This is a genomic window from Sphingomonas sp. Leaf38, from assembly GCF_001421825.1.
Classification (GTDB): Bacteria; Pseudomonadota; Alphaproteobacteria; order Sphingomonadales; family Sphingomonadaceae; genus Sphingomonas.
Genome location: NZ_LMLD01000010.1, coordinates 158,427 through 185,032, shown reverse-complemented (window position 1 = coordinate 185,032; position 26,606 = coordinate 158,427). Strand labels below are relative to the sequence as shown.

Annotated in this window: 28 protein-coding genes; 14 read left to right on the top strand and 14 right to left on the bottom strand. The window is 65.9% G+C overall.

Annotated elements, in window-relative coordinates; translation table 11 throughout:
* Positions 1-38: 38 nt before the first annotated feature.
* Together truA and fmt are read right to left on the bottom strand one after the other, a co-directional pair.
* On the bottom strand, positions 39-797 hold the full coding sequence (gene truA / locus ASE88_RS06450; protein WP_056476801.1) for a tRNA pseudouridine(38-40) synthase TruA: 759 nt from the start codon (positions 795-797) through the stop codon (positions 39-41).
* Positions 794-1,720: a methionyl-tRNA formyltransferase gene (fmt, locus tag ASE88_RS06445; RefSeq protein WP_056476798.1), complete on the bottom strand. Its 927-nt coding sequence runs from the start codon at positions 1,718-1,720 to the stop codon at positions 794-796. Before fmt ends, truA begins: the two co-directional genes overlap by 4 nt.
* Positions 1,721-1,773: 53 nt before the next feature.
* On the opposite strand from fmt, the gene recR reads away from it, so the two are divergent.
* The 3 genes from recR to rmuC all read left to right on the top strand — a co-directional run bounded on the left by recR (position 1,774) and on the right by rmuC (position 4,873).
* Positions 1,774-2,370, top strand: a complete 597-nt coding sequence (gene recR / locus ASE88_RS06440; protein WP_055879407.1) for a recombination mediator RecR — start codon at positions 1,774-1,776, stop codon at positions 2,368-2,370.
* Between the two features lie 58 nt (positions 2,371-2,428).
* On the top strand, positions 2,429-2,953 hold the full coding sequence (gene def, locus ASE88_RS06435; RefSeq protein ID WP_056476796.1) for a peptide deformylase: 525 nt from the start codon (positions 2,429-2,431) through the stop codon (positions 2,951-2,953).
* A gap of 468 nt (positions 2,954-3,421) precedes the next feature.
* Positions 3,422-4,873, top strand: coding sequence for a DNA recombination protein RmuC (gene rmuC, locus ASE88_RS06430; protein ID WP_056476781.1), 1,452 nt, complete (start codon positions 3,422-3,424; stop codon positions 4,871-4,873).
* A 398-nt stretch (positions 4,874-5,271) separates the two neighbouring features.
* On the opposite strand, the gene rplI is transcribed toward rmuC, so the two are convergent.
* The 4 genes from rplI to ASE88_RS06410 all read right to left on the bottom strand — a co-directional run bounded on the left by rplI (position 5,272) and on the right by ASE88_RS06410 (position 7,174).
* Positions 5,272-5,868, bottom strand: coding sequence for a 50S ribosomal protein L9 (gene rplI / locus ASE88_RS06425; protein ID WP_055879418.1), 597 nt, complete (start codon positions 5,866-5,868; stop codon positions 5,272-5,274).
* Between the two features lie 11 nt (positions 5,869-5,879).
* Positions 5,880-6,104 carry a 30S ribosomal protein S18 gene (rpsR, locus tag ASE88_RS06420; RefSeq protein ID WP_031393978.1) on the bottom strand — a complete coding sequence of 75 codons (225 nt, stop codon included), beginning with the start codon at positions 6,102-6,104 and terminating at the stop codon, positions 5,880-5,882.
* Between the two features lie 2 nt (positions 6,105-6,106).
* Entirely contained in the window at positions 6,107-6,541 is a 435-nt protein-coding gene (rpsF, locus tag ASE88_RS06415; protein WP_055879421.1) for a 30S ribosomal protein S6, read from the bottom strand.
* Positions 6,542-6,817: 276 nt separating this feature from the next.
* The gene (locus tag ASE88_RS06410) at positions 6,818-7,174 is read right to left on the bottom strand and encodes an RcnB family protein (RefSeq protein ID WP_056476779.1); all 357 of its coding nucleotides are present in this window, start codon (positions 7,172-7,174) and stop codon (positions 6,818-6,820) included.
* A gap of 194 nt (positions 7,175-7,368) precedes the next feature.
* Between ASE88_RS06410 and fabD the strand changes: the two genes are divergently transcribed.
* From fabD to mltG, 6 genes are all read left to right on the top strand, one after another.
* Positions 7,369-8,328, top strand: a complete 960-nt coding sequence (gene fabD, locus ASE88_RS06405; protein WP_056476777.1) for an ACP S-malonyltransferase — start codon at positions 7,369-7,371, stop codon at positions 8,326-8,328.
* 33 nt (positions 8,329-8,361) lie between these two features.
* A complete protein-coding gene (locus ASE88_RS06400) occupies positions 8,362-8,784 on the top strand; it encodes a GxxExxY protein (protein WP_056476775.1) in 423 nt (140 codons plus the stop codon).
* 14 nt (positions 8,785-8,798) lie between these two features.
* On the top strand, positions 8,799-9,536 hold the full coding sequence (fabG, locus tag ASE88_RS06395; RefSeq protein WP_056476773.1) for a 3-oxoacyl-[acyl-carrier-protein] reductase: 738 nt from the start codon (positions 8,799-8,801) through the stop codon (positions 9,534-9,536).
* Between the two features lie 77 nt (positions 9,537-9,613).
* The gene (locus tag ASE88_RS06390; RefSeq protein ID WP_031393971.1) at positions 9,614-9,850 is read left to right on the top strand and encodes an acyl carrier protein; all 237 of its coding nucleotides are present in this window, start codon (positions 9,614-9,616) and stop codon (positions 9,848-9,850) included.
* Positions 9,851-9,971: 121 nt separating this feature from the next.
* Positions 9,972-11,234: a beta-ketoacyl-ACP synthase II gene (gene fabF / locus ASE88_RS06385; RefSeq protein WP_055879441.1), complete on the top strand. Its 1,263-nt coding sequence runs from the start codon at positions 9,972-9,974 to the stop codon at positions 11,232-11,234.
* 106 nt (positions 11,235-11,340) lie between these two features.
* Positions 11,341-12,309 carry an endolytic transglycosylase MltG gene (gene mltG, locus ASE88_RS06380; RefSeq protein ID WP_056476768.1) on the top strand — a complete coding sequence of 323 codons (969 nt, stop codon included), beginning with the start codon at positions 11,341-11,343 and terminating at the stop codon, positions 12,307-12,309.
* A gap of 160 nt (positions 12,310-12,469) precedes the next feature.
* Here mltG and eda read toward each other — a convergent pair whose 3' ends face one another.
* The 8 genes from eda to ASE88_RS06340 all read right to left on the bottom strand — a co-directional run bounded on the left by eda (position 12,470) and on the right by ASE88_RS06340 (position 19,952).
* Positions 12,470-13,078, bottom strand: a complete 609-nt coding sequence (eda, locus tag ASE88_RS06375; protein ID WP_056476765.1) for a bifunctional 4-hydroxy-2-oxoglutarate aldolase/2-dehydro-3-deoxy-phosphogluconate aldolase — start codon at positions 13,076-13,078, stop codon at positions 12,470-12,472.
* Positions 13,075-14,043, bottom strand: a complete 969-nt coding sequence (glk, locus tag ASE88_RS06370; RefSeq protein WP_056476762.1) for a glucokinase — start codon at positions 14,041-14,043, stop codon at positions 13,075-13,077. The genes eda and glk overlap by 4 nt, the downstream gene beginning before the upstream one ends.
* Before the next feature lie 165 nt (positions 14,044-14,208).
* A complete protein-coding gene (gene edd, locus ASE88_RS06365; protein ID WP_056476760.1) occupies positions 14,209-16,023 on the bottom strand; it encodes a phosphogluconate dehydratase in 1,815 nt (604 codons plus the stop codon).
* A 1-nt stretch (position 16,024) separates the two neighbouring features.
* A complete protein-coding gene (gene pgl / locus ASE88_RS06360) occupies positions 16,025-16,729 on the bottom strand; it encodes a 6-phosphogluconolactonase (RefSeq protein ID WP_056476753.1) in 705 nt (234 codons plus the stop codon).
* A gap of 124 nt (positions 16,730-16,853) precedes the next feature.
* Complete coding sequence (zwf, locus tag ASE88_RS06355) at positions 16,854-18,317, bottom strand: glucose-6-phosphate dehydrogenase (RefSeq protein WP_055879464.1); 1,464 nt, start codon at positions 18,315-18,317, stop codon at positions 16,854-16,856.
* A 36-nt stretch (positions 18,318-18,353) separates the two neighbouring features.
* Positions 18,354-19,277 carry an N-acetyl-gamma-glutamyl-phosphate reductase gene (argC, locus tag ASE88_RS06350; RefSeq protein ID WP_056476746.1) on the bottom strand — a complete coding sequence of 308 codons (924 nt, stop codon included), beginning with the start codon at positions 19,275-19,277 and terminating at the stop codon, positions 18,354-18,356.
* Positions 19,274-19,570 (bottom strand): hypothetical protein, encoded by a 297-nt coding sequence (locus ASE88_RS06345; RefSeq protein WP_056476743.1) that lies wholly within the window; start codon positions 19,568-19,570, stop codon positions 19,274-19,276. The genes argC and ASE88_RS06345 overlap by 4 nt, the downstream gene beginning before the upstream one ends.
* Before the next feature lie 49 nt (positions 19,571-19,619).
* Positions 19,620-19,952, bottom strand: coding sequence for a MarR family transcriptional regulator (locus ASE88_RS06340; protein ID WP_055880475.1), 333 nt, complete (start codon positions 19,950-19,952; stop codon positions 19,620-19,622).
* A 235-nt stretch (positions 19,953-20,187) separates the two neighbouring features.
* Between ASE88_RS06340 and secG the strand changes: the two genes are divergently transcribed.
* The 5 genes from secG to panB all read left to right on the top strand — a co-directional run bounded on the left by secG (position 20,188) and on the right by panB (position 26,576).
* Positions 20,188-20,583 carry a preprotein translocase subunit SecG gene (gene secG, locus ASE88_RS06335; RefSeq protein ID WP_056476742.1) on the top strand — a complete coding sequence of 132 codons (396 nt, stop codon included), beginning with the start codon at positions 20,188-20,190 and terminating at the stop codon, positions 20,581-20,583.
* Positions 20,584-20,668: 85 nt separating this feature from the next.
* Positions 20,669-22,303, top strand: a complete 1,635-nt coding sequence (locus ASE88_RS06330) for a CTP synthase (RefSeq protein WP_056476739.1) — start codon at positions 20,669-20,671, stop codon at positions 22,301-22,303.
* Between the two features lie 257 nt (positions 22,304-22,560).
* Complete coding sequence (locus tag ASE88_RS06325) at positions 22,561-25,020, top strand: TonB-dependent receptor (protein ID WP_056476736.1); 2,460 nt, start codon at positions 22,561-22,563, stop codon at positions 25,018-25,020.
* Between the two features lie 279 nt (positions 25,021-25,299).
* The gene (locus tag ASE88_RS06320) at positions 25,300-25,653 is read left to right on the top strand and encodes a hypothetical protein (RefSeq protein ID WP_235525797.1); all 354 of its coding nucleotides are present in this window, start codon (positions 25,300-25,302) and stop codon (positions 25,651-25,653) included.
* Positions 25,654-25,715: 62 nt separating this feature from the next.
* Positions 25,716-26,576 carry a 3-methyl-2-oxobutanoate hydroxymethyltransferase gene (gene panB, locus ASE88_RS06315; RefSeq protein ID WP_055879481.1) on the top strand — a complete coding sequence of 287 codons (861 nt, stop codon included), beginning with the start codon at positions 25,716-25,718 and terminating at the stop codon, positions 26,574-26,576.
* The last annotated feature ends 30 nt before the right edge of the window (positions 26,577-26,606 follow it).

The window sequence follows — 26,606 nt, the reverse complement described above, 5'->3', positions numbered from 1 at the left end:
AGCCACGAAAGCTGCGCCGCGTAACCCTGGGTCCCGGATCAAGTCCGGGATGACGGGGGCGGGTAAACGGCACTCACGAAGAACAACCCGTCGGGCGGCGCATTCAGCCCCAGCATCGCCCGATCCTTCGCCGCCAGCGCCTTGGCTACGTCGCCGACCGCCCAGCGGCCCATCCCGACCAACGCCAGGCACCCGACCATCGACCGCACCTGATGATGCAGGAACGACCGCGCCGCCGCGTAGATAAACAGCCGCTCGCCCTCGCGCACCACCTCAAGGCGGTCGAGAGTCCGCACCGGACTGTCCGCTTGGCAATGCGCCGACCGAAACGTCGTGAAATCATGCCGCCCGACGAGCGCCTGCGCCGCCGCCGCCATCGCCTCCGCATCCAAAGACTGCGGCACCTGCCACGCCAACCCCGCCTCGAAACTCAGCGGCGCCCGCCGGTTGACGATCCGGTACTCGTAGGACCGCCCGACGCACGAAAACCGCGCATGCCAATCGTCGTCGACCACCTCGCACGCCAGCACCGAAACCGGCGCCGGCTTAACCAGAGCATTCAGCCCCTCCATCAACCGGAACGCCGCGAGCGGCTTGTCGATATCGACATGCGCGCGCATCGCCATCCCGTGCACCCCCGCATCGGTCCGCCCCGCCGCCTGCACCGCGGCGGTCTCGCCGGTCATCTTGAGTACCGCCGCCTCGAGTGCGGCCTGCACGCTCGGCCCGTGCTTCTGCCGCTGCCAGCCCATGAACGGCCGGCCATCGAATTCCACCGTCAACGCGAACCGCGTCAAAGCTGCGTCCCCGAGCGAATCGCAAACCCGCGCAGCAACTCTTCCGCCGAGGTGACGCCGCGCCCGGCCCGCTGCACCAAGGTCGGCCGGATCGCGCCATCACCGCACCCGATCGTCAGCTCTGCGTTCACCGTCAGCCCCTCGCACCCCAAGAAGCTGAACGGCAATACGTCCGCCGCGAGCACCTTCACGCGCTCGCCGGCGACCTCGAACCACGCGCCGGGCGCGGGATTCATCGCGCGCACCAGCCGCTCGACATCGACCGCCGACCGCTCGAAGTCGATCCGCGCCTCCGCCTTGGCGATCTTGGCGGCATAGGTTACGCCCTCCTCGGGCTGCGGTCGGGCAGGGTAGGCGTCGAGATCGCCCAGCACCTCGACCATCAACCGCGCGCCCATCGCCGAGAGCTCGGCCGTGAGGTCGCCCGCTGTCTTCCCCGCAACGTCAGTCCGCCCCTCGAGCCGCACCGCCCCGGTATCCAGCCCGGCCTCCATCTGCATGATCCCGACGCCGGTTTCCGCATCGCCCGCAAGGATCGCGCGCTGCACCGGCGCCGCCCCCCGCCACCGCGGCAGCAGCGAGCCGTGCACGTTCAGGCACCCGAACCGCGGCGCATCGAGCACCGCGCGCGGCAGGATCAGGCCATACGCCGCGACCACCGCGACATCCGCCCCCAAAGCCGCAAACGCTTCCCGCGCGGCCAGCCCCTCGGGCAGCGACGCCTTGAACGACACCGGTGTCCGCACTTCGATCCCCAGCGCCTCCGCCCGCATCTGCACCGGCGAGGGCACCAGCTCGCGCCCGCGCCGCCCGCCCGGTCGCGCCGGCTGGCAATAGGCCGCCACCACGTCATGCCCCGCCGCGACGAGGGCTTCCAGCACCGGCACGGCGAAGTCCGGCGTTCCCATGAAGATGATCCGCATGACGCCTCTCGAACACGCTGGCGGGGAGCCGCGCAACCCCCTATCTGTTCCCGATGGCATCCCCCGAGATCGAGGCGCTGACGCAGGCGCTGGCCCGGCTCCCCGGCCTCGGCCCCCGGTCCGCACGTCGCGCCGTGCTGCATCTGCTCAAGAAGCGCGACGCCGCGCTGGGCCCGTTGCGCGAGGCGCTGACCGCGGTCGACGAGCGGCTGGAGAACTGCACCACCTGCGGCAACGTCGATACCACCAACCCCTGCGCGATCTGCGCCGACCCGCGCCGCGACCAGCGGTCTTTGTGCGTGGTCGAGGAGGTCGCCGATCTCTGGGCGCTCGATCGCTCGCGGCTGTTCCCCGGCCGCTTCCACGTGCTGGGCGGTCGGCTGTCCGCGCTCGAGGGCATCCGCCCCGAGGACCTCAGCATCGACGGCCTCGTCCGCCGGATCGAGGCGGGCGGGATCGACGAGGTCGTGCTCGCGATGAACGCCACGCTCGAGGGGCAGACGACCGCGCACTACATCGCCGAGCGGATCGAACGCTTCCCGGTCCGCGTCACGCAACTGGCGCACGGGCTGCCCGTCGGCGGCGAGCTCGATTATCTCGACGAGGGCACGCTCGCGCAGGCGTTGCGCGCGCGCCGGCCGATGGCCTGATTCCCGTGGCTTGCGCCAAGTGCTTGACGGCCCCCCGCGCTGTACTTAGCTGCGCATCATGACCGTAATGACCGTTCTCGAAGTCCCCGATCCCCGCCTGCGCCTCGTCGCCGATCCGGTGGACACGGTCGACGACTCCATCCGCACGCTCGTCGCCGACATGATCGAGACGATGTACGACTTCAACGGCATCGGCCTGGCAGCGACTCAGGTCGGCGTGCAGAAGCGTGTCCTCGTCATCGACCTTCAGGAAGAGAAGGACGAGGAGGACAAGCCGATCAAGGCACCGAAGGCGTATATCAACGCCGAGATCCTGTCGGTCAGCGACGAGATGTCGACGTACAATGAAGGCTGCCTCTCGATCCCCGAGCAATATGCCGAGGTTGCCCGCCCGTCGCGCTGCGTCGTGAAGTGGCTCGACGAGACCGGCGCGGCGTTCGAGGAAGAGCTCGACGGGCTGCTCTCGACCTGCATGCAGCACGAGATCGACCATCTCGACGGCGTGCTGTTCATCGACCACATCAGCCGCCTCAAGCGCGACATGGTGCTGAAGAAGCTGGCGAAGGCGCGCAAGCTGGGGTGAGGGGCGGGTTTGCGCGCGCGGGAGTGACCGCGTGGGTATAAGCCCGCGGGTGTAAGCGTCTTATGGGCGCGTCCGCCCACCCAACACCCTACCACCCCGGCGAAGGCCGGGGCCCAAGTGGGGGACGGTGCTGACAGAGCGCAGTCTTCCGTTACCACGACCTCTCCAATTGGGCCCCGGCCTCCGCCGGGGTGGTACCCATATATTGTGGTAGGCACCGCTCCCCTCTAGTTCTCCCGCGAAGGCGGGAGCTCAGGACCACAAACGCCACCGCGTGCGACCCAGCCTACCGCCCGCGCGAGAGCAGAATATTCAGGCTGTCCTACCCCGCGCGTTCGACGTATGTTCCGCGCATGACGTCTCTATCCGCATCCCAAACCCGCTCGCTGACGCGCGCATCGTCCCCTCGAAACATGCTGCACCTGCGTCTGCACTTTGTGAACTTCACTCTGGTTTCGGCCGCGCAAAATGGCTGAGTTCGCCATCATCGCCGTCCTCGCGCTCGCCGCGGGCGTCCTCCTAGGCTGGCTCCTGGCGTCCCGCCGCGCCACGGCCCTCGCCAGCGACCTCGCCGTCGCGCAGACCAAGGTCGCCGACGCCGACCTGATCCGCACCGCGCGCGACGCGGTCGAGCGCGAGCGCAACGCCGCGATGCAGGATCTCGCCACGCTGCGCGCGCAGAACGCCGAGCGCGCCACCGACACCGACCGCCTGCGCCTCGACCTTGCGACGATCCGCACCGACCGCGACGCCGCGCGCACCGAGATCGCGACGCTCAAGGCGCAGGGTGAGGCGTTCGAGGCACGCCTGCTCGAACTGCGCGAGGCGAAGGACGTCATGGCTGCGCAGTTCGGCGACGTCGCCAACAAGCTGCTGAGCGATGCGCAGAAGACCTTCCTCGACCGCGCTGACGCGCGCTTCCGCCAGTCCGAGGAATCCGCCGGGCTGAACCTCAAGTCGATGCTCCAGCCGGTCAGCGATCGCCTGCAACGCTATGAAGAGGGCGTCGCCAAGGTCGAGGCCGAGCGCCGCGACGCGTTTGGCGACCTGAAGGGCCAGATCGAACAGATGCGGCTCGGCCAGGAAAAGGTGTCGACCGAGGCGGCCAAGCTCGTCAATTCCTTGCGCAACGCCCCCAAGTCGCGCGGCCGCTGGGGCGAGCAGCAGCTCAAGAACGTCCTCGAAACCTGCGGCCTCAGCGAACACACCGACTTCCAGACCGAGGTCAGCGTCGCAGTGGGCGATGACGGCGCCAGATTGCGCCCGGACGCGATCATCCGCGTCCCCGGTGGCCGCGCACTGGTCATCGACGCGAAGGTGTCGCTCAACGCCTATCAGGACGCGTTCGGCGCGGTCGACGATGCCGAGCGGCTGATCGGTCTTGCGGCGCACGCGGCGTCGATGCGCGCGCACGTCAACGGCCTCGGCAACAAGGCTTATTGGAGCCAGTTCGCCGACACGCCGGACTATGTGATCATGTTCGTCCCCGGCGAGCATTTCCTCTCGGCGGCGCTCGAGCATGACCCGACGCTGTGGGATTTCGCCTTCGAAAAGCGCGTGTTGCTGGCGACGCCGACCAACCTGATCGCGATCGCGCGCACGGTCGCGGCGGTATGGCGGCAGGAGAAGCTCGCCAACGAAGCGCGCAAGATCGGCGAACTCGGCAAGGAGATGCACGACCGCCTTGCGAAGGTAGCCGACGATCTGCGCAAGGTCGGCGTCGGCCTCAACAGCGCGGTGAAGAACTTCAACGGCTTCACCAACTCGTTCAACGGCCGCCTGATGGTCACCGGCCGCAAGTTCCGCGACCTCAACATCGAGACGGGCGCACGCGATCTGGAAGACGTGTCCTCGGTCGATGCGCTGGCGCTAGGCGAGGGGCCTGCGCTGATCGAGAAGCCGGAGACTGTCGAAAGCTGATACCGTTATAGAAACCACCCCGGCGAAGGCCGGGGCCCAATTGGGGGACGGTGCTAACTGAGCGCAGGACGCCGTTACATCTGCCATTCCAATTGGGCCCCGGCCTTCGCCGGGGTGGTGGTAGCGATCGTAGCTGGTCACGCAAAAACCGATCGGTACAAAATGCGTTCACCTCCCGGAAACCTTTCGCGAGGCCGCGCATTATCCCGGCAACACCCCTTAGAGTGACCCGGCCATGAAGCACCTCGTCCCCATTTTCTGCGCGCTCATTCCCTTCGCAGCCGTCATCGGCGCCTGCGTGACCTGCCCCTGATCCGCATCTCGACTACGCAAAGAAAAAGGCCCGCCCGGATCGCTCCGGGCGGGCCTTTTCGTAGCGGCCGGATAAGGCGAGGGGGTTAGCCCTGCGCCTCGTCCTCCTGGTCGCGCGGAGCTTCGGCGGTGGCGCCGGGCTCTGCGTTCGGATCGTAATCCTCGACGAAGCCAGCCTCGTCACGCTCGAACATCGACGACATCACGTCGACGCCCGAAGCCTGCATCTCGGCCTCTTCCGGCGAGCGGGCGACGTTGACCTTGACGGCCACCGAAACCTCGGGGTGGAGTGCAACCTTGACGGTGTACACGCCGATCGCCTTGATCGGCTTGTCGAGCACGATCGCCGACTTGGCCACCTTGTGACCATCGGCCACCAGCGCATCGACCAGATCGCGAACCGCGACTGAACCGTAGAGCTGACCGGTGTTCGACGCCTGACGGATCAGGGTGATGGTCGTGTCGTTGAAGGTCTTCGCTTCGGTCTCGGCATCGCTGCGACGCGATGCGTTGTCCGACTCGATCCGCGCACGGTTCGATTCGAACACCTTGCGGTTGGCTTCGTTCGAACGAAGCGCCTTCTTGTTCGGGAGAAGGAAGTTACGGGCGTAGCCGTCCTTTACCTTCACCACGTCGCCGATGGCGCCGAGCTTTTCGACGCGCTCAAGCAGAATGACGTCCATGTGGGCGCTCCTTACTTAACGATGTAGGGCAGCAGGCCCAGATGACGCGCACGCTTGATGGCCTGGGCCAGTTCGCGCTGCTTCTTTGCGGCCACCGAAGTGATACGCGACGGGACGATCTTGCCACGCTCGGACACGAAGCCCTGCAGCAACCGGACGTCCTTATAGTCAATCCGGGGAGCGTCTTTGGCGGAGAACGGGCAGCTCTTGCGGCGGCGGAAGAATGGACGTGCCATGATTATTCAGCTCCCTCTTCGCGGTCACGACGGGGACCACGGTCCGGACGATCGCCGCGGTCAGGACGGCCTTCACGGCCACCTTCGCGGTCGCCACGACGCTCACGGTCGCGGTCCGACTTGCGCATCATCACGGTCGGGCCCTCTTCGAGGGTGTCGACCTTGACCGTCATGTAACGGATGATGTCTTCGTTGATCTGCGTCTGGCGCTCCAGCTCTGCGATCACGCTGCCCGGGGCATCGATCTCGAGCATCACATAGTGCGCCTTGCGGTTCTTGGCGATCTTGTACGCCAGCGAACGCAAGCCCCAGTTCTCGGTCTTTACGACCCGACCTTCGTTGTCGTTCACGATCTTGGTGGCGATTTCCGCCAGAGCGTCCACCTGCGCTTGTGCCAGATCCTGGCGCGCAAGGAACACGTGCTCGTAAAGAGCCATGTCTTGTCCTTCGTCTTGGCCGATCGCTGATACACGCCCCATGCGTGCACCCCTCCGGCTGTCGTCTAGAATGCAAACAGGGGCGAGAGACGCGAATCTCTCACCCCGGTTGCCATGGCCCTTACCCGATTGACGGGGAAAGGCAAGGTGTCGGTCCGTCTTCCCAACCACTCCCGTCATCCTGACGAACGTCAGGACCCAGGGGCAGGCAGGGCAGCGCGTGGTTAATCTGGGTCCTGACGTTCGTCAGGATGACGCAGTAACGGAACCCAGACCTTACCGGAACGCGCCACCACGTACCTGAACCACGTTGCCGCGGCCGTTGATCAGAATTGCATCATTGCCCGAGCGGACCCACTGGCTGCCACGCGGCGGAGCGGCGAGGCGATAGTTACGGTAGGTCGTGATGACGCGGTAGTTCTGCGCCTGGCGACGATCGAAGCGCTGGCCGGTGCGCCAGTTGCGATACTGGTTCGGGCGGACAACCGTCTTCTTGGTGACGACGGTGCGGCCGTTGCTGTTCTGGCGCACGGTGGTCACTTCGCGGCGCGTCTGCGCTTCGGCCGGGGCGGCGGCGAGCAGCGGGCTGGCGACGAGGGTGGCGGCGAGCGCGCTGAGGATGAACTTCTTCATGGTAGTCTCCCGTTGAAACACGGCGCCGTTGCTGCGGCGTCCTCCATAATCTGGGGGGCTGTTGTCGCAGGCGCTTGTCGCAAGGGCGGCGAAATGGTCGCAGTTTGTCGCAAACCCGGCGGGTTCGTTCAGGTTCGCGCGGTTGCAACTCGGCCCACACCTTTCTAGTCCGCCCGCTTCAAAGAGGAGAGGTCATGCGCGCGTTCATCTTCCCCGGCCAGGGGAGCCAGTCGGTCGGCATGGGCAAGGCGCTTGCCGACGCCAGCAGCGTCGCCCGCGAGGTCTTCGCCGAAGTAGACGAGGCGCTCGGCCAGCATCTGTTCCGGATGATGAGCGAGGGGCCCGCGGACGACCTGCTCCTCACCGAGAATGCGCAGCCCGCGATCATGGCGAACGCGATCGCCACGTTGCGCGTCGCCGAGAAGGAGGGCGGTCTGCGCCTTGCCGACAAGGCCGACTATGTCGCGGGGCACAGCCTCGGCGAATATACAGCCTTGTGTGCCGCGGGCGCGCTCGACCTTTCCACCACCGCGCGTCTTTTGAAGCTGCGCGGCCGGGCGATGCAGGCGGCGGTGCCGGTCGGCGAGGGGGCGATGGCGGCGTTGCTCGGCGCGGATCTGGAAAAGGCGCAGCTGATCGCGGGCGCCGCGGTCGATTCGATCCTCGCCGAGGGCGGACCCGAGCTGGTGTGCACGGTCGCCAACGACAATGATCCGTCGCAGGTGGTCATCTCAGGCCACCGCCTCGCCATCGAGAAGGCGATCACGCTCGCCAAGGACCTGGGCGCCAAGCGTGCCGTCCTGCTCCCCGTCTCCGCGCCGTTCCACTGCCCACTGATGCAGCCCGCCGCCGACGCGATGGAGGCGGCTTTGCTCGAGGCAGACCTGCGCGCGCCGCTGGTGCCGGTGTTTGCCAATGTCGACGCGGTGGCGGTCGCAGAGCCGGGCGCGATCCGGCACCTGCTGGTGCAGCAGGTGACGGGCATGGTCCGCTGGCGCGAATCGGTGCTGGCGATGCACGCGGCGGGTGTCGGGCAGTTCGTCGAATTCGGTGGCAAGGTGCTCGGCCCGATGGTCAAGCGCATCGCGCCCGACGCCGAGACGCTCAGCGTCATCACGATGGACGACATCGAGGCGTTGGTTAAGGTGCTTTAGATTTCGCGCAGAGGCGCAGAGGACGCAGAACTTATGAAAGATATCGATGCGGTCAGTGGCGACGTTCTCGATGTCGCTCTGCGCCTGCACCGGGATCCGGGGCCGGGGCTTCTCGAAAGCGTCTACGAAGCCGTTCTCGCCGGTCGGTTGTTGGCGATGGGCTACAGCGTTGCGCGGCAACGGGCGATCGATATCGAGTTCGAAGGCTTGCGCTTTGAGGCGGCTTTCCGGCTCGATCTGCTGGTTGACGACCGATTGGTCGTCGAAATCAAATCGGTCGAGCGCCTTCTGCCCGTCCACGCGAAGCAACTGCTGACCTATCTCAGATTGACCAAACAGCCCGTCGGCTTGCTCATCAACTTTGGGGGCGACACCCTGAAAGAGGGCGTTCGCCGTCTCGTCAACAACTACCGCCCCTCTGCGTCCTCCGCGCCTCTGCGCGAACAAATTTCTTGAATCTGGAGATAAAAATGTTCGACCTCACAGGTATGACCGCGCTGGTTACCGGCGCTTCGGGCGGGATCGGGTCCGAGATCGCCAAGGCGCTCGCAGCCCAAGGCGCGCGGTTGGCCGTATCCGGGTCCAACGCCGACAAGCTGGAGGCGTTTCGCGCCGGCCTCGGTGGCGATCATGTGGCGCTGCCGTGCAACCTGTCCGATGGCGCCGCGGTCGATGCGCTCGTGCCGCAGGCGGTCGAGGCGCTCGGGAAAATCGATATCCTCGTCAACAATGCCGGCGTCACGCGCGACAATCTCGCGATGCGGATGAAGGACGAGGAGTGGGACAGCGTCATCCGCGTCAACCTCGAAGCCGCGTTCCGCCTCATGCGCGCCGCCGCCAAGCCGATGATGAAGGCGCGCTTCGGCCGCATGATCTCGGTCACCTCCATCGTCGGCGTCACGGGCAATCCGGGGCAGGCGAACTATGCGGCGTCGAAGGCGGGGCTGATCGGCATGTCGAAATCGATGGCGCAGGAACTCGCCAGCCGCGGCATCACCGTCAATTGCGTCGCGCCCGGTTTCATCACCTCGCCGATGACCGACGCGTTGCCCGCGGCGCAGAAGACCGCGCTGACGACCAAGATTCCGGCCGGTCGCCTCGGCGAAGGCGCAGACATCGGCGCCGCCGTCGTGTATCTCGCAAGCCGCGAAGCCGGCTACGTCACGGGACAAACCGTGCACGTGAACGGCGGGATGGCGATGATCTGAACTTGCGCGCTGAACTGCCGCGTTCTAGGTGCGTTCAGGAAATACCGAAAACCCCCAGATTTGAAGAGGGAACTACCATGAGCGAGACCGCTGACCGCGTGAAGAAAATCGTCGTCGAGCATCTCGGCGTCGAAGCCGACAAGGTGACCGAGGACGCGAGCTTCATCGACGACCTGGGCGCAGACAGCCTCGACATCGTCGAACTCGTCATGGCGTTCGAGGAAGAATTCGGTGTCGAAATCCCCGATGACGCCGCCGAGAAGATCGCGACCGTCAAGGATGCGATCACGTACATCGACGAGCACAAGGCCTGATCAGGGTCTAAGGTCCATTACATTGGACCTGCCCCGATGGGTATGATTTGAACGGCTCCCCGTCCTTGGGCAAAGAGGGCGGGGAGCCGTTTCGTTTTGCGAGCAGACGGAGTTTGAAGCCATGCGGCGTGTCGTCGTAACCGGGCTAGGCCTGGTCACCCCCCTGGGGGCGGATGTTGAAACGGCCTGGGCGAATATCCTCGCCGGCAAGTCGGGCGCGGGCCCGATCACGCGCTTCGACGCGTCGGATCAGGTGTGCCGCATCGCCTGCGAGGTGAAGCCGGCCGACCATGAGTATGGCTTCGATCCCGGCAAGCGCGTCGATCACAAGGTCCAGCGCCAGGTCGATCCGTTCATCATCTATGGCATCGACGCCGCAGGGCAGGCCCTGGAAGACGCCGGGCTGACCGAAATGACGCTGGAAGAGAGCTGGCGTGCCGGCGTCTCGATCGGCTCTGGCATCGGCGGCCTGCCGGGTATCGAGAGCGAATCGATCGTTCTGCACACCAAGGGCCCGCGCCGCGTGTCGCCGCACTTCGTGCACGGTCGACTGATCAACCTGATTTCTGGTCAGGTCTCGATCAAATACGGTCTGCGCGGTCCGAATCATGCGGTCGTCACCGCCTGCTCGACCGGCGCGCATGCGATCGGCGACGCCGCGCGGATGATCGCGATGGACGACGCCGACGTGATGCTCGCGGGCGGCGCAGAGGGCACCGTCTGCCCGCTCGGCATCGCCGGGTTCGCGCAGGCACGCGCGCTGTCGACCAACTTCAACGATTCGCCCGAAAAGGCCTCGCGTCCGTACGACAAGGACCGCGACGGCTTCGTGATGGGCGAGGGCGCCGGCGTGCTGGTGCTCGAGGAATATGAACACGCCAAGGCACGCGGTGCGAAGATGTATGCCGAGGTGATCGGCTATGGTCTGTCGGGCGACGCGTATCACGTCACCGCGCCGCACCCGGAAGGCGATGGCGCGTTCCGATCGATGCAGATGGCGATCAAGAAGTCGGGTCTGAAGCTCGAGGACATTGATTACATCAACGCGCACGGCACCTCGACGCCTCTGGGTGACGAGCTCGAGCTCGGCGCGGTGCGTCGTCTGTTCGGCGACGCGATCGCGGGCCTGTCGATGTCGTCGACCAAGTCGGCGATCGGGCATCTGCTCGGCGGCGCCGGTGCGGTCGAGAGCATCTTCTGCATCCTCGCGCTGCGCGACCAGATCGTCCCGCCGACGCTGAATCTCGACAATCCGAGCGACAGCTGTGTGGGTGTCGACCTCGTTCCGCACGTCGCCAAGAAGCGTGAAGTCCGCGCGGTGCTGAACAACTCGTTCGGCTTCGGCGGTACCAATGCCTCGTTGGTGATGACGAAGGTTCAGTAAGGCTTGTACCCCCGCGAAGGGCCGCCCATCGAAGTAATACTTCGATGGGGCTCAAGGCGGGGGCCCAGACTGGGTCCCCGCCTTCGCGGGGATCCAAGGAGTACCAATGCGCAAGGTCGGCTGTTTCGGATTGATCGTCGGCCTAGCGGCGGTAGTAGCGCTGTTCCTGGTCGTCCAAGGCTGGGGCGGCGCCGGACCGGCCCCTCGCACGCTGACGGTGCAGATCGGCGAAGGCAGCACGCTCGCCGGTGCTGCCACCGAACTCGAAAAGGCCGGCGCGATACCCTCGGCCCGGCGCTTCCGGATGTACGCGCGCGTGTTCGGCTCGGGCGATCCGATCAAGGCCGGCGAATACCGCATTGCGCCGCACACCAGCCAGTCCGACATCCTCAAGCTGATGCAGGGCGGCAAGGTCGTCCAGCGGCTGGTGGCGGTTCCCGAGGGTTATCCCTCGGTTCTCGTCCACGACGCGCTGATAAAGGCGGACGGCCTCACCGGCGACGTGCCCGTTCCGGCTGAAGGTTCGATCCTTCCCGACAGCTATGCGTTCCAGGCGGGTGACACGCGCGCGTCGGTCGTCACGCGCATGCAGTCGGCGATGAAGGCCTATCTCGCCAAGGCATGGGCCGCACGCAAGCCGGGCATCGCGGTGACGACTCCCGAACAGGCGATCATCCTCGCCTCGATCGTCGAGAAGGAAACCGGCAAGCCGTCCGAGCGCCGCACCGTCGCTGCGGTCTACGGCAATCGCCTTCGTAACGGCATGCCGCTCCAGGCCGACCCCACAGTGATCTACCCGATCACCAAGGGGCGTCCGCTTGGGCGCCGCATCCTGCGATCGGAACTGCACGCCAAGAACGGCTATAACACCTATGCCGAAGCCGGCCTGCCGGTCGGCCCGATCGCCAATCCCGGCCGCGCATCGATCGACGCGGTGCTCGACCCGGCGCAGACCCAGGCACTGTACTTCGTGGCGGACGGCACCGGCGGCCACGTCTTCGCGAACACGCTGGCCGAACACAACGCCAACGTGAAGAAATGGTACGCCATCCGCAAAGCCCGCGGCGAGATGTAATCCTCCCCGGAACGGGGAGGGGGACCATCCGCAGGATGGTGGAGGGGGGCTCACCGCGCGTGTACCAGCAGAGGCGACTAAGGCAGGCGCTACGCTTTGGGCGCTCCCCCTCCACCCCGCCGCTGCGCGTCGCGGTCCCCCTCCCCGCGCCGGGGAGGAGTTACGCCCGCAACGCGTTGGCCGCGCGGGCCTTTATTTCGATCTCCGTCATCGTGCCGCCGGTTACCCAGCTACCACCAACGCAGAGCACAGGCTTGAACGCGAGCCACTCGGGTGCGCTTGCTTCGGTGATTCCCCCGGTCGGGCAGAAGCTGCACTGGTAGAACGGCGCGGCGAGCGCCTTCAAAGCCTTCAACCCGCCATTGGCCTCGGCGGGGAAGAACTTGAAGTGCGTGAGCCCCAGGTCGAGCCCGGTCATAATGTCGGCGGCGTTGGCGATGCCCGGCAGGAACGGAATGCCGCTCTCGATGATCGGCGTCGCGAGCCGTTCGGTGAGGCCCGGCGAGACGATGAACTCGGCGCCCGCATCGCGGACCTGTGCGAACTGCTGCGTGTTGACGACGGTACCGGCGCCGACGATCGCGCCCGGCACCTTCTTCATCTCGGCGATCGCTTCGAGCGCGGCACCCGTGCGCAGCGTCACTTCGAGCACGCGCAGGCCACCCGCGACGAGCGCCTCGGCGAGCGGCCGCGCAAGCGCTGCGTCCTCGATCACCAGCACCGGGATGACGGCGCTGGTCTGCATGATATCTGCGATAGTGACGGTCATTGCGTGTGTTCCTGTGCGAAGGCCGCCGCGGCGCCGAACAGGCCGGGCTGGGGATGGGTGATGAGCTTGACCGGCATCGCTGCCATCATGCCTTGGAAGCGGCCCTTGGCGACGAAGCGCTGGTCGAAGCCCGAGCGGATCAGGCGATCCTTGATCCGGAAGCCCAGGCCGCCTGCGATCACGACGGCCTTTGCACCCTGCGCAAGCGCGAGATCGCCCGCCACCGCGCCGAGCGCGAGGCAGAAGCGGTCGAGCGCTGCCAGCGCGATCGAATCGGTGCCGTCGATCGCCTCGGTCCAGATCGTCTTGTCGTCATGGCTGGGGACCGCACGGCCCTCCAGCGCGGCAAGCGTTTCGTAGATCGCGACGATGCCCGGCCCCGCGACGACCCGCTCGGCCGAGACGCGCGTGAACGTTTTCCGCAGGCGCTTGAGCAATGCGTCCTCGATCCCGTCGAGCGGGGCGAAGTCCATATGCCCGCCCTCGGTCTCGAGCACCTGATAGCCAGTCTTGTGCCGCAGAAGCTGTGCGACGCCGAGCCCGGTGCCGGGTCCGCAGATCGTCGTGATGCCCTCGGACGGCAACGGCGTGTCGGGGCCGCAGAGGTGGATGAAGTCGTTGCTGGGCACCTGCGCGACCGCATGGCCGACCGCGCCGAAATCGTTGACGACGACCCACTGGTCCGCCTTCAGCCGCTCGGTGATCAACGACTTGCGGATGATCCACGGGTTGTTGGTGAGGCGGATGACGTCGTTCGCCACCGGTGATGCGACGGCGATCGCCAAGGCGCGGGGGAGGGGGCGGCCCAGGCCCGCCTCGAACGCCTGGTAGGCGGTCTGCAGCGACGCGTGGTCAGCGGTCTTCATCGTCGCCGGCTCGCCAAGCGCGACGACGCGGCCATTCTCGACCTCGGCGATCGCGAATCGCGCGTGCGTCCCGCCGATATCTGCCGCTACGATTTCCATCTCGTCTCTCCGTCCATGTCTTGTCTCATCCCCGTCGCCCCAAGTCCCGTCATCCCAGCGAACGCTGGGATCTCGTCCCGCATGATCCGTCCCCGTGGCGGGAGATCCCAGCGTTCGCTGGGATGACGGCGTTGGTGCTAAAATCGCGGGGCTTTAGCGGGAACTCTAGAGCCCGGCGCCTGCCAGCATCGCCGATGCGCCCTTTTCGGCTTCGTCGGCGAGGCCACGGAACATGCCGAACAGTTCACGGCCCATGCCGCTGACCGGTGGCGGCGTCGCGACCATCTCGCGCGTCGCCCAGACGTCCGCGTCGACCAGCGCCTCCAGCGTGCCGTTGACCGCATCGACGCGGATCATGTCGCCGTCGCGGATCAGGCCGATCGCGCCGTCGAGGAGCGCCTCGGGCGAGCAATGGATCGCGCACGGCACCTTGCCGCTCGCGCCCGACATGCGGCCATCGGTGACGAGCGCCACTTTGAACCCGCGATTCTGCAACACGCCAAGCGGCGGGGTCAGTTTGTGCAGCTCGGGCATGCCGTTCGCGCGCGGCCCCTGGAAGCGGACGACGACAACGACGTCCTTCTCGAGTTCGCCGCGCTTGAACGCCTCGATCACGTCGAGCTGGTCGTCGAACACCATCGCCGGTGCCTCGACGATCCAGCGCTCGCGCTCGACCGCGGACACCTTGATGCACGCACGGCCGATATTACCCGCGAGGATGCGCATGCCCCCATCGGGGGAGAAGGGCGCGGTGGCGGGGCGCAGGATCGTCTCGTCACCGCTGTCGGGCGTATCGCGCCAGCCGAGCGTACCGTCCTCGACGACCGCGGTCTTCGCATAGGCCGACAGATCCTGTCCGCCGATCGTCATGATGTCGCCGTGCAGCAGGCCCTCGCTCAGCAGCTCGCGGATCACATAGGGCATGCCGCCCGCCGCCTCGAACGCGTTCACGTCGGCCGAACCGTTGGGATAGACGCGCGCGATCAGCGGCACCGCGCAGGAGAGGCGGTCGAAATCCTCCCAGTCGATGATGATGCCCGCCGCACGCGCGATCGCGGGGACGTGGAGCAGGTGGTTGGTCGACCCGCCGGTCGCGAGCAGGCCGACCGCCGCGTTCACAATCGCCTTCTCGTCGACGCAGTGGCCAAGCGGCCGGTAGTCGTCGCCGCGCGCACCGATCTTCGCGAGCCGGTGGACCGCGGCGCGCGTCAGTTCCTGACGCAGCTTCGTGCCCGGATTGACGAACGCCGCGCCGGGCATGTGGAGGCCCATGACCTCCATCATCATCTGATTGGTGTTGGCGGTGCCGTAGAAGGTGCAGGTGCCCTTCGAATGATAGGCGCCGATCTCGGCCTCGAGCAGTTCTTCGCGGCCGACGAGTCCCTCGGCGAACTTCTCGCGCACCGCGGCCTTCGCCTTGTTGGGCAGGCCGGTCGGCATCGGGCCGCCGGGGATCAGCACCATCGGCAGATGCCCGAAGCGCAGCGCGCCCATGAGCAGCCCGGGGACGATCTTGTCGCAGATGCCGAGCAGAGCCGCGCCTTCGAACGTGCCGTGGCTCAGCGCGATCGCAGTGCTCAGCGCGATCGTGTCGCGGCTGAACAGCGACAGCTCCATGCCCGGATAGCCCTGCGTCACGCCGTCGCACATCGCCGGCACGCCGCCCGCGACCTGCGCGGTGGCACCCGCCTCGCGCGCCCAGACCTTCATCAGCTCGGGGTAGCGATAGTAGACGGCGTGCGCCGACAGCATGTCGTTATACGCCGTCACGATGCCGATGTTCATGCCGGCATCGGCCTTCATCGCGTCGCGGTCCTCCTCTGTCCCGGCATAGGCGTGCGCGAGGTTCGCGCAGCCTAGACCCGGACGCCGGACCTGCGCCGCCGCCTCGCGCTCGATCAGCGCGAGATAGGCGGCGCGGCTGTCGCGCGAGCGGTCGATGATCCGGTCGGTGACTGCGGCGACGACGGCGTTCAGCATCTCAAGCGGCCCAGTGGACGTCGACGGGCAGCTCGACTTCGGCGAGTACGCGGCCGATCGGATAGCGCGAGGACGGCCCCTGTTCGATCGCCTGTTCCAGCACCTTCTTCTTTTCGTCGCCGGTGATCATGATCATCAGCGCCTTCGACGAAGCGATCGCCGCTGCCGAGAGCGTGACGCGCGCCAGCCCTGCCTCCGGCGGCAGCGGATCGGGCATCACGCCGAGTGCGCGGCGTTCCTTGGGACCGCTCAGCGCCTCGTCATAATCGGGGCCGGGGAAGATCGACGCGGTATGGCCGTCGTTGCCCATGCCGAGCAGGCAGAAATCGAGCGGCCAGTGCAGATCCTGCATCAGCGCATCCGCCGAACGGCCCGCCGCCTTGTAATCCGACATCGCCTCGGGGACGATCGGCTTCACGCGCGCACCCTTGGGCAGGAAGATCTTCGCCAGCGCGGTGACGTTCGACAGCGGGTCGCCGAGCTTCACGATACGCTCGTCGCCGGGGATGATCGTGACCTTCTTCCAGTCGAGCTTGGCCTGGGCGAGCTTTTCATACGCCGCCATCGGCGTCTTGCCGCCGGCCAGCGCGATCACCGCCGAGCCGCGCGCGTCGAGCGCGCTCTCGATGACGAACTGGATGTCACCCGCAACGGCGCTGGCGAGTTCGTCCGCGTCCTCGTAGTCCCACCATTCGATCTCGGTCATTTGATCTTTCCTTGAAAACTTTTTCCGTTCGTCCTGAGCGAAGTCGAAGGACATTGCCACCAAACGGGCGGCCCTTCGACTTCGCTCAGGACGAACGGACGCGGGGGAGTATTCCCCCTGAAACTCAGTCGTCCTGCCAGGTCACGCCGTCGCGCTCGGTCAGCGCGATCGCGGCCGACGGACCCCAGCTGCCCGATGCATAGCTTTTGGGCTTCATCGCGTTCGCCTTCCACCCCTCGCGGATCGCATCGATCCAGGTCCATTGCGCCTCGACCTCGTCGCGGCGCACGAACAGCGTCTGGTCGCCCTCGATCAGGTCGAGTAGCAGCCGCTCATAGGCGATCCGGCGCCGCGAGCCGGCGAACTCGGCATCCATGCTCAGGTTCAGCGGCACCTCGCGCAGGCGGACGCCCTCGCGATCGAGCCCCGGCTCCTTCGCCATCACCAGCAGCTGGATATATTCCTCCGGCTGCAGGCGGATGATCAGCATGTTGGGCTGCAACAGCCCGCCACGGCCGGCGAACATCGAGTGCGGCACCGCCTTGAACTGGATCGCGATCTCGCTGCGGCGCGTCGCCATACGCTTACCGGTGCGCAGGTAGAAGGGCACGCCCTGCCAGCGCCAATTGTCGACATGCGCCTTGATCGCGACGAACGTCTCGGTGTTCGACGGCTTGCCGAGTTCGTCGGAGTAGCTCTTGACGATCTTCCCCTTCACCGCGCCGTCGGCATATTGGCCGGTGACCGTGACGTGCGGCGCTTCCTCGGGCTTGATCATCCGCAACGAGCGGAAAACCTTCGACTTTTCATCACGGACATCGGTGCCTTCGAACCGCGCAGGCGGCTCCATCGCGATCAGCGCGAGCAGCTGGAGCATGTGATTGGCGACCATGTCGCGCAGCGCACCCGCGGTCTCGTAATAGCCGGCGCGTTCTTCGAGCCCCACCGTTTCGGAGATCGTGATCTGGACGTTGTCGATCCCCTGCGCATTCCAGACGGGCTCGAAAAACGAGTTGCCGAACCGCAGCGCGAGGATGTTCTGGACGGTTTCCTTGCCAAGATAATGATCGATCCGGTAGGTCCGCTCCTCGGGGAAAGCCTTTGCCACCGCATCGTTGATCTCGCGGCTGGTCTCCAGATCATAGCCGAGCGGCTTTTCGAGGCCGACCCGGACGGTTTCACCGGCGAGGCCGACCTTGTGCAGCCCCTCGATCGCCGATTCGAACAGCGACGGCGCGGTCGACAGATAGATGGCCAGACCACCCGAGATGTCGCCGATCTTGTCCGCGAGCGGCTGGAAGCTGGCCGGATCGGATAGGTCGGTCGGCTGGTAATGGATCCGGTCGAGGAACGATCCGATCGCGGCCTCGTCCTTGCGATCGTCCGACAGGAACTCGTCGAGCGCTTTCTTGGCGAACGCCCGATACTGCGTGTCGTCATAGTCGTGACGCGCCGCGCCCGTTATCGTCAGTTCATGGGGCAGCAAACCGTCGGCGTGCAGGCCATAGAGCGAGGGCAGCAGCATGCGCTGCGCGAGATCGCCGGTCGCGCCGAACAGGAGCAGCTTGGCTACGGGATTACGGTGCATGAAAGCTCCTGGAACTCGCCGGTTGGGACGCCGGTCTTAGAAAACGAGGCCGGCCACGGGATCGACCCCGGCCATGATGTTGAGGTTCTGGACCGCCGCGCCGCCGGCGCCCTTGCCCAGATTGTCGAGCGTGGCGACCAACCGTGCATGGCCGACGGCATCGTTGCCGCAAACGCGTAGCGTCAGGCGGTCGGTGCCGGCATTCTCCTCGATATCGATCGCGCCGATATCGCCAGCCGCGACCGTCACGAGCGTCGAACCCTCGAACGCGGCGCGCAAGACATCCTCGATCGCCGCCAGACTTGGGCGGCCGGGTAGCGCGTGGAGATGCAGCGGCACCTCAACGACCATGCCGCGATAGGCGTTGGCCACCGCCGGCGCGAAGATCGGCGCGTGAACGAGGCCGGCATGCTGAGTCATTTCGGCAATATGCTTGTGCGCGAGGCCCAGCGCGTAGGCGCGGAACGCCGTGGCCGTCCCGCCCGCTTCGAACTCGGCGATCATCGCCTTGCCGCCGCCGGAATAGCCCGACGTCGCATTGACACTGAGCAGCAGGTCGGCGGGAAGGAGCTTGGCCGCAACGAGCGGCGCGATAAGCGCGAGGAAGCCGGTCGGATAGCAGCCCGGGTTTGCGACGCGCATCGCGGTCGCGATCGTCTCAGCCTGGCCCGGCAGTTCGGGAAAGCCATAGGTCCAGCCTGCCGCAACACGGTGCGCGCTGGACGCGTCGATCACGCGGGTGCGGGAATTGTCGATCAGCGCGACCGCTTCGCGCGCGGCGTCGTCGGGCAGGCAAAGGATGACGAAGTCGGCATCGTTCAGCGCCTCACGCCGAGCGGCGGGGTCCTTGCGCCGGTCTTCGGCGAGCAGCGCGATCGAAATGTCATCGCGCCCGGCGAGCCGTTCGCGGATTTCGAGACCGGTGGTGCCGACCGCGCCATCGATGAAGACGCTCGTCATGTGGAGGCTTCCGGCGCCAGATCGAGCGCTGCAGCCTCGACATAGCCGACAAGGCCGCTTGGGCGTGCGACGCCCCAGGCGGAAACGCCAGCAATCTCCAGCACTTCGAAACTGTCGCCAGGATTGAGGTCGACCATCGTATCGCTCGTTTCGTTTCGTCCGCTACGCAATAAAGCTGTGCGTGCGACGGGCCGTATCATCGGCACGGCGTAGTGTGGAGCGAATACGTATTCGGCGAGACGAATGTCAGCGATATCGCGGCGTACGGCATGCGTACGCGGGTCGAGATCCACCGAGCGACCCGTCAGCGCGAAGCTGGTACGGGCCTTGTCGTCGAACGGCTCAAGCGTGAGCGGCGGTGTGGCCGTTTGCGCCGGCGGGGGCGGGGCCGTCGCCGATGAATTGCCCGAACTCTTCAAGAAAATCTGCCCCTTCGGTCGTGCGCGCGACGAAGATGTTGCGCTTGTCGCTGTCATCGCGTTGCCGGCGCAGATAGCCGAGCGCACCCAATCTGTTCAAGGCGCGCGTGACCACCGGTTTCGATACGTTCAGCGCACGGGCCAGGCCGCGTACCGTATGCGGGCCCGGTTTGAGGTATACGAGTAGAAGCAGCGCCATCTGGCGATTGGTCAGATCGGGTTCACCCGAACGGACATAATCCACCAGAGCGGTCATCCAGGTCGATAAGGTATTGGCTGCCATTGATGCCACAGCGTTGATCCGCCATCTGAATTTATATGCACGATACCCAGTCATGAGCGTCATTACGGGGTCACAACGCCCGCCCGCACGGCTTGTTTCCGTAGTTTTGCATGCAGCGTGCGATATGCCGTGCCACCGTTCCGGTTGATCGAAGCCGCGCGGTCGCCTATGTGCCCGCCTTCGCAAAAGTTCCGGGGTCTTCCGCGCAATGTTCGCCTTTCTGCTTGTCATCCACGCGATCATCGCGGCCGCCCTCGTCACGGTGATTCTCATGCAGCGGTCGGAAGGCGGCGGTCTGGGTATGGGCGGCAGTCCGTCGGGTCTGATGTCGGCCCGCGGCGCGGCAGATTTCCTGACTCGCGCGACGGGCGTTCTGGGGACGATGTTCGTGCTGTTCTCGATCCTGCTCGCGGTTCTCGCCGCGAATCACCGGACCACGACGATCGACACCTCGCTTGCGCGGACCCCGGCGGCCGCGACGGCCGTCCCGACCGCTCAGCCCAAGGGTGATGCCGCACCGTTCGCCGGTGGCGCAGAAAACGCCGGCGCTGCGGCGGCGGCAACGACCCCTGCCGACAACGGCGCGGTCCCACTCGCCCGATAAATACTCCATTCGCCGATAATTAGCCCCTGCGTGAACCGCGGGGCTCTTGTCGTTCGTCCCCAACACACGCTACGAGACTCTTCCCATGGCTCGGTACATTTTCATCACCGGGGGCGTGGTTTCGTCGCTCGGTAAAGGTCTCATGGCGGCATCGCTTGCCGCTCTCCTCCAGGCACGCGGCTACAGCGTCAGGATCCGGAAGTTCGATCCGTATTTGAACGTCGATCCCGGCACGATGTCGCCCTATCAGCACGGCGAGGTCTACGTCACCGACGACGGCGCCGAGACCGATCTCGATCTCGGCCATTACGAGCGCTTCACCGGCGTTCCGTCGCGTCAGTCGGACAACGTCACCTCGGGGCGCATCTATCAGCAGATCATCGCCCGCGAGCGGCGCGGCGACTATCTTGGCGCGACCGTGCAGGTCATCCCGCACGTCACCGACGCGATCAAGGCGTTCGCACGGGCGGAGACCGACGATCTCGATTTCGTGCTGTGCGAGATCGGCGGCACCGTCGGCGATATCGAATCGCTGCCGTTCATCGAGGCGATTCGCCAGCTTAAAAACGAGGAAGGCCGCGGCAAGGCGATCAGCATCCACGTGACTCTGGTCCCCTACATCGCCGCCGCGGGCGAACTGAAGACCAAGCCGACGCAGCATTCGGTCCGCGAACTGGCCGCGCTCGGCGTTCAGCCCGACGTGCTGGTATGCCGTTGCGAGCATCCGCTGCCGCCGTCGGAGCGCGCCAAGATCGCGCTGTTCTGCAACGTGCCCGCCAGCGCGGTCATCCCCGCGCTCGACGCGAAGAGCATCTATGCGGTGCCGCTCCAGTATCACGGCGAAGGCCTCGACATCGAAGTGCTCCGCGCGTTCGGGATCGAACCGGCCGCGGCGCCTGACCTGTCGCGCTGGACCGAGATCATGGACCGGCTGACCAATCCGCAGGGGGAGGTCACGATCGGCGTGGTCGGCAAATATGTCGGCCTGCAGGACGCGTACAAGTCGCTCAACGAGGCGCTCGTGCATGGCGGCATCGCCAACCGCGTCAAGGTCAACGTCCGCTGGATCGACGCCGAATTGTTCGAGAACGCCGAAAGCGACATCGCCGGGCAGCTTGAGCCGTGCGACGCGATCCTCGTGCCGGGCGCGTTCGGCGAGCGTGGCGCAGAGGGCAAGATCGCCTCGGTCAAGTTCGCGCGCGAGCGGAAAATTCCGTATTTTGGAATCTGCTTCGGCATGCAGATGGCGTGCGTCGAGGGCGCTCGCGGTCTTGGCGGCGTTCCCGCTGCCTCGTCGACCGAGTTCGGCCCGACGGACGAGCCGGTGGTCGGTATGATCACCGAATGGATGGGGCGCGAGGGCCTCGAAACGCGCGCGGCCGAGGGCGACATGGGCGGCACGATGCGGCTCGGCGCGTATGATGCAAAGCTCGACGGCAACAGCGTGGTCGCGTCGATCTATGGCGGGACCGATATTTCGGAGCGTCATCGTCACCGCTACGAAGTGAACACCGGCTACAAGGAAGCGCTCGAGCAGGGCGGCCTCGTCTTTTCGGGCATGTCGCCCGACGGCACACTGCCCGAGATCGTCGAGCGTCCCGATCATCCGTGGTTCGTCGGCGTCCAGTTCCACCCGGAGCTGAAGTCTAAGCCGTTCGATCCGCACCCGCTGTTCGCCAGCTTCATCGAAGCCGCGGTCAAGCAGAGCCGCCTGGTCTAAAACGGCATTTCCCGGCGGGAGAGGCGGCGTGGGCGATTGCTCGCGATCGTCATTCCCGCGGAGGCGGGGACTCGTAAATAGCTGACCTTTGTGTCTCTGGATCCCCGCCTCCCTGGGGATGACTGGCTCCCGACAAAGGCAGCCGACGTTCGAGTCGACAGCGGCGAAGTCCGGCTTTCCAAGACCCAAGACACAGCCACATTGAATCCCCCCTGAATTACTGGACATTATGCACCAGGGTTCAGGGGAAATACTCGATGTCGTTTACGCTCGCTCTGCTGTTGGCCGGTCAGGCCGCCACCGTTCCATCGTCCTCCACTCCGCCTACTGCCCCGCAAGCCCCGGTCGATGAGCAGGCGCGCGGGCGGCTCGGCAACCAGCAGCAGGGCGGCGGGGGGGACATCGTCGTTACCGCCCGCCGTCGTGCCGAGACCATCCAGACGGTCCCGATCGCAATGTCGGTGATCGGCGGCACCGCGCTCGCCGAGACCGGCGCGTATAACGTCAGCCGGTTGACGCAGCTCCAGCCGACGCTGCAATTCTACTCGACCAACCCGCGCAACTCTGCCGCCAACATACGCGGTCTCGGCGCGCCGTTCGGCCTGACCAACGACGGGATCGAGCAAGGCGTCGGCATTTATGTCGATCAGGTCTATTACAGCCGGATCGCATCGGCGACGTTCGATTTCACCGACACCGAGCGGATCGAAGTTCTGCGCGGACCACAGGGTACGCTCTACGGCAAGAACACGACCGCCGGCGCCATCAACATCTACACGCGCAAACCCAGCTTCACGCCCGAGGCGCGGATCGAACTCACGACCGGCAATTATCAGTTCATCCAGGCAAAGGCATCGGTGTCGGGCCCGCTGGTCCGCGACAAGCTCGCAATCCGGCTGTCGGCGGCGATTACCGAGCGCGATGGCACGATCCACAACGTCGCGACGGGCAAAAACCTCAACGCGCAGGACAATAAGAGCGTGCGCGGACAGCTCTACTGGAAACCGACCGACACGCTCGATCTGGTCCTGTCAGGCGATTACGGCCAGCAGAATCCAAATTGCTGCGTGCAATATTACGCACGCACCGGCGCCACCCAGCGGCCGCTCACGCGGCAATATGCCGCACTCGCCGCTGCGCAAGGCTATGTCGTGCCATCGACGAATGCATTCGATCGGATCACTGATGTCGACACGCCGCTGCGCGCGAGGCAGGAATTGGGCGGGGTGTCGCTGCTTGGCAATCTGGATCTGGGTGCGGCGACGATCACCTCGGTCAGCGCCTGGCGGTTCTGGAACTGGGATCCGTCGAACGACCGCGATTTTATCGGCCTGCCGATCACCACCGTCTCCGCCAATCCGTCGCAGCAGACGCAGTACAGCCAGGAGCTGCGGATCGCGTCGAACGGCAAGCACACGCTCGATTACGTGCTCGGCGCGTTCTATTTCTACCAGACGATCGATACGCAGGGCCTCCAGGTCCAGGGCCCGGCGGCAAGCGCCTATCTGCTCAACCCGACCAGCGCCAACAGCCGCAACCCTGCCGTGCTGAACGGTCTGACCTCGCGCAACACGATCGGCTTCACCAACACCAGTGCGGCGTTGTTCGGTAAGCTCACCTGGCATGTCACCGACCGGCTTCAGATCGCGCCCGGACTGCGGCTCAACTACGACAAGAAGAATGGTGACTACGTCTCGACCGTGACGACCGGCACCGGCGTGGCGCTCAACTGCTCGGCCACCGCACAGGGGGCGAGCAGCGTCGTCAGGGACCAGTGCGGCGTGCTCGCCCCGCAAAGCTATCGGCCGAACTTCGACAACTGGAACCTGTCGGGTGACATCACGGCCGCGTACACCGTGACGTCCGACATCCACGCCTATGCCACTTACGCGCGCAGCTATAAATCGGGCGGCATCAACCTGTCCGGCCTGCCGCTCGACCTTGACAACGCGCCGATCCTGTCTGCCGCGACCGTAAAGCCCGAAAAGGTGAATCACTTCGAACTTGGCCTGAAGACGCAGCTGTTCGATCGTCGGCTGACGCTCAACCTCGCCGCTTTCTGGACCGAGATCAGCGATTACCAGGCGACCGTCACCAACGGCCAGCTCGGCGTGCTGCGTGGGTATCTCGCCAACGCCGGCAAGGTCCGCACGCGCGGCCTCGAATTCGACTCGGCCTTCCGTCCGTCGTCGCGGTTCAGCATCTATGCGAATGGTGCGTATACCGATGCGAAATACGTCAGGTTCGTCGACGCGCCGTGCCCGCCCGAACTCTCCGGCGGCTCCGCGCCGACCGCGACCAGCCCGGCGGGAGCGGCTGGCACTGGGACGGTCAGCCCGCTCAATTGCGACATCTCCGGCCAGCGCCTGCCCGGCGTCTCGAAATGGGCGTTCTCCTACGGCGCGGAATACGACCTGCCGGCGTCGTTCGCCGGGCTCGATGGGCAGGTCTATCTCGGCTATGACGGCAGCTACCGGTCGACCTTCTCTTCGAACCCGTCACGCTCCGCGTATACCGACATCAACGGGTACGCGCTCAGCAACTTCCGTCTTGGATTCAAGGCGAAGGACAGCTGGAACGTATTCGGCTGGCTGCGCAACGCGTTTGACCACAATTATTATGAAGTGCTCGCGCTGCAATCCGGCAGCACCGGATTGGTCGTCGGTCAGCCGGGCGATCCGCGCACCTATGGCCTGACCGTCTCGCGGTCGTTCTGATCGCCATTCGCAAACTGTCACGACGCGTTCAGGTTGCACGCGATAAACCGTGAACATGGCCCGGAGGGACGTCGCAGTCGGAAGCTCCCGACGTCTCTCCGGTTCCGAGACGACGTCATCTTGCCGCATATCGGGGCCCTATTGCCTGTACCCTCTGCGCGGCGCAGTCTGTTACCCGGAGACAACAGGGGTGGCGCTATGTTCTTCGTACGACAGGGACCCTTGTGGTTTCGACTTACAACAGGCGTGCTCGTCCTCTGGGCGCTCGTCGGATGCTTCATGTGCTTGCAACAGGTACGGCTCGGCGCCGACGCTGTGGGCCATGCGACCGCCTATGATCGGGCGCTCTATGCGGCGTTGCCCGCTTGGTATGAGCCGCTGTTCGCCATCGCCGTGCTGACCGGACTAGTGGGTAGCGTCCTGCTGTTCATGCGACGGGCTACCGCCCGCCCATTCCTGATCGCCTCGTTGGTCGCGACGACCGCGCAGTTCGCCTGGCTGTTCGCCTCGACCGATATCATCGCGCACAAGGGCGCGGGCGAGACGCTCGTCTTCCCCCTCCTCATCGCCGCGATCGCGGTATTCACGATCTGGCTCGTCGGCCATGCGCGGCTGAAGGGGTGGGCGGTCTGATGCCCGCAAGCCCGACGATGGGAAGGCTGGGCGAGCCCAAGGTCCCACGCTAGAAAGCGGCCATGTCCACGACCTACACCCTCGACACCGCGACGAGTCGCGCGAACCCGACGCCGGCGCCGCTCAAGCGCCTGACGATTCCCGCGATCCGACGGCAGAAGGGCAAGACGCCGCTCGTCATGCTCACCGCCTATACCGTGCGGACCGCGCAGTTGCTCGATCCGCACTGCGATATGCTGCTCGTCGGCGACAGTCTGGGGCAAGTGGTCTACGGCCTGCCGTCGACCGTCCCCGTCACGCTCGAGATGATGGCCGCTCACGGCGCGGCTGTCGTGCGCGGCAGCTATCATGCGGTGGTCGTGATCGACATGCCGTTCGGCAGCTATGAAGCCTCGCCTGAAAAGGCGTTCGAGAGCGCGGCGTGGTTGCTGAAACAGACCGGCGCGGCAGCGGTAAAGCTCGAGGGCGGCACCGCGATGGCGCCGACCGTCAAGTTCCTGACCGAGCGTGGCATTCCGGTGATGGGGCATGTCGGCCTTACCCCGCAGGCGGTGAACGTGCTCGGCGGCTACGGCGCGCGTGGTCGCACGCCCGAGGAAGCGGCCAAGATCGTCGCCGACGCGCAGAGCATCGCCGAAGCCGGCGCCTTCGCGCTGGTGATCGAGGGCGTGGTCGAGCCGATCGCGATCGAGATCACCACCACGATCGCCTGCCCGACGATCGGCATCGGTGCGTCGGCGCAGTGCGACGGGCAGGTGCTGGTCGCCGAGGACATGCTGGGGATGTTCGAGCGGACCGCCAAGTTCGTGAAGCGCTTTGCCGATATCGCCGATACGATCGCGTCGGCGGCGCAGACCTATGCCGAGGACGTCCGCACCCGCGCATTTCCGGGGCCTGAGCAGGTCTACGCCCCCAAGGATTGATCCGCTTCCGTTTCGGTCCCGGCGCGGCTA